Annotated in this window: 3 protein-coding genes; 1 reads left to right on the forward strand and 2 read right to left on the reverse strand. The window is 26.0% G+C overall.

The window, feature by feature from the left end:
* Nucleotides 1-632, forward strand: a 632-nt coding sequence (icmH, locus tag L8V79_RS07935) for a type IVB secretion system protein IcmH/DotU (RefSeq protein WP_263703178.1), incomplete at its 5' end; no start/stop codon positions are given.
* On the opposite strand, the gene L8V79_RS07940 is transcribed toward icmH, so the two are convergent.
* Nucleotides 627-1679, reverse strand: coding sequence for a hypothetical protein (locus tag L8V79_RS07940; protein ID WP_263687866.1), 1053 nt, complete (start codon nucleotides 1677-1679; stop codon nucleotides 627-629). The genes icmH and L8V79_RS07940 overlap by 6 nt on opposite strands.
* A 3-nt stretch (nucleotides 1680-1682) precedes the next feature.
* On the reverse strand, nucleotides 1683-2939 hold the full coding sequence (locus L8V79_RS07945) for a hypothetical protein (RefSeq protein ID WP_263687867.1): 1257 nt from the start codon (nucleotides 2937-2939) through the stop codon (nucleotides 1683-1685).
* Nucleotides 2940-2969: the final 30 nt, after the last annotated feature.

A 2969-nucleotide genomic window follows, 5' to 3' on the forward strand; every position in this document is an offset into this window, starting at 1 on the left:
ATGCTGCTTATATAGAGAATTTAAAAGAAAAGCTTGTAAATGAAATTTTGGTTTGGAGTTCAAGATTAAGTACTTTTAAAGAGTATGATGAGAAAGATATTATAAAATTAAGATATTGTTTATGTGTATTTATAGATGAAAGTCTAATGAAAAATGATTTATTTATTAATAGCTCTTGGGCAAATCATACTTTAACCGTGAGGTTATTTGATGAGACTCTAGGTGGTGATAATTTTTACGATATAGCGCTTTCTTGGTTGTCTAATCCATCCAAAAACAAGGATTTTTTGGAATTCATATATGTTTGCTTGATTTTAGGATATAGAGGAAAATATTCTCATGAAAAAGATGTTGAGGAAAAAATTATTTATCTTTGTAACAATATAGCATCGGCTTTAACTCCTCTTATAAATTTAACAGATGAGACAGCTTTTGATAAGGCTTATAATGGAGCTAATAGGGAAAAATTTTGGCAGTATTTTCAACGCAGATTTATGAAATTTGCGTTAGTTGTTATACCTATTGGATGTATTTTAGGTTTTTTCATTTTTGCAATTTTTGATTTGCAAACTCATAATATTAAAATCGATTCTAATATTAGCAGTTTGATTAAGAATATAGAAAAATTATAACTCTTCGTTTGGAATGTTTAATTTTAACTTTTGAAACATAATTTCATTCCAATGTTTTGGAAGGTTACAAATTTTTGGGTAATATTTTTGAAAAAAATAAATAAAAATTTGAGGATTTTCAGCTAGAGAAAAATAAAATTTTCCTTTATTGGAAGATAAAATTTTACCATCATGGTTAATATTAGGGCTATAGAATTTATATCCTTTTATTGGAGGCATTTTTTTAAGGAACTTTGAATTTGGATAGTGTTTGAAAAATTTTAAATAACCTTCGATATAACCCACCCCATATTTTAATGGATTTATATTAGTATAGAAAAAATCAATAAAAGGAATATTAGAGTTTTTCCCATAGTAAGGATTTGGTATAAGATTGATTTGTTTTTGATATAATTCTTTATATGTAGTGTAAGCACCGGCATTAAAAAGTAATTCATTTTCATCTTGAAATTTACCAGAAAAATATGGAATTAAAAAGTCATTTAGACTCCAAACTAAATATTCGTAAAAAAGCTCATCGCTAAATGTAATTTTATAATCTTGTTTAGATAGCGTATCAAGTTGATTTAACATATCGTTTTTATGGTTGTTTCTGTCATAGATTAAAGCGGTAATGCCACTATTTTCATAAATTTTATTAAAATAATTTTTAATTAAGTTGATGTTTTTGGAATGCAAATCATCAAAATATGAGTAAATTTGTTCTTTGGATAAGATTATATTGTTATTTTGCCTGAAATATTGCACTTTGTTGTTTGTTATTTCATTAAGCCAAAAATTATTTAATTTTTCAAAATTAATATCAAAATTACTTGCTATAAATTTTGGAAACAAGTTGTTTTTCTCTTCTTGAAATATTACCTTTCCTATATATAAAATAGCGGTTAAATCATTAATTTTTTTATTATATTTACTACTATAGAAATTTGAAATATCGTTTATTCTATCCTCAACACATAAAATATTTGTTTCTATGCCAAGATATATGGTTTTATCTGATCTATTGTTAAAAGCATATTTTTTTAAATCAGGAAGTTTAATTTTCATTATTTAGCCTAGAAAATCTATCATTTTTTCGACAAATCTTGCATCTCTTTCATTTGGTTGTATTTCGTAAGCATTTTCTTGCCTTTCTTTGTCATCAAATTTATAAAAGCCATCAAATAAAATTTTATAATCATCGCTTATAGAGAATCCATGTGCATAAAACAAATATCCTCTTAAAATACCTTGTCCTGGATAATAATAAGTTTCAACATAAAAATGTCTAATCTCGTGAATCATAGTTTTTATTATTTCTTTTAAATCATGTAGATTATTTTCATTAACACGTATGCGTCTTTTGTAATATTCTCCCCATTCTTCTTCATCTCCTTGGAAAAAATCTATTTCACCATTTTTTGTTATTAAATTTAGGTCTAATTTTTCACATATAGCGGTTACAATCTTACTAATTAAATTTTTATAAATTGCTATATCCAATTTTTTACCTTGCATCAATTCATCATATTTTTCTTTCAATGTTTTAGGATTGTTTTTTTCTATAGGGCAATTTAGCAAAACATCTTTACAAGTTTGAAAATAAAAATCTCTATCTCTTTGATAGTCTTTGAAATCATTTTCCACGCTATCTATGAAAGATTGACTACCTAGGTCAAATCTATAGTAAATATAAGCAATTTTTCCTGCTATTTGAGGATTATTTTTACAGAATGAAAAGAAATTTTCTCTCATAATAGTAAAGGTATCACCTATTTTTTTAGATAGACATTCGAAAAATTTAACAGCATCCCAAACACTTTGTATGTGTGATATTTGGTTCCATTCTTGAATATTTTTGGGATAATTTGCAAGATTAACACCATTAGCAACATTATCATCTTCTCCAATACCCACTCTAAAACTCATATCAATGATCACATAAGGATCTTGTAAAGTCGGCATTTCGCCTTCATAAGCAAATACCACAATATAATATTTTTCAAATTTAGTTTCTTTTGTTCTATAAAGAGGAAGAGAAAAGCCAATTTTATTTGTATTTTCTTGTTCAATTAAAGTTGCATTGTAATCATCATTGCACTCTAATTCTCCATCTTCATCAATATCAACTAAAGTACTAAAACTATCAAAACTTTGCAAATAATCATCCGATACAAATAATAATTGCATTTTAGCTTGACTATCACATTCAAAAAAACCCCATTTTCTTTGTATATCGTCGTTATTCTCTAAGAAAAGTTCTACATATGTTCCTGGTGCAAACGGAGCTTTAAGATCGTATATTTCCTTAGAGCTTATGCTATTCATTTATCTATCCTTTATTTCTTTTGCAAATAC

The sequence above is a fragment of the Campylobacter sp. IFREMER_LSEM_CL2194 genome (assembly GCF_025771685.1).
In the GTDB taxonomy this organism is placed as follows: Bacteria; Campylobacterota; Campylobacteria; order Campylobacterales; family Campylobacteraceae; genus Campylobacter_D.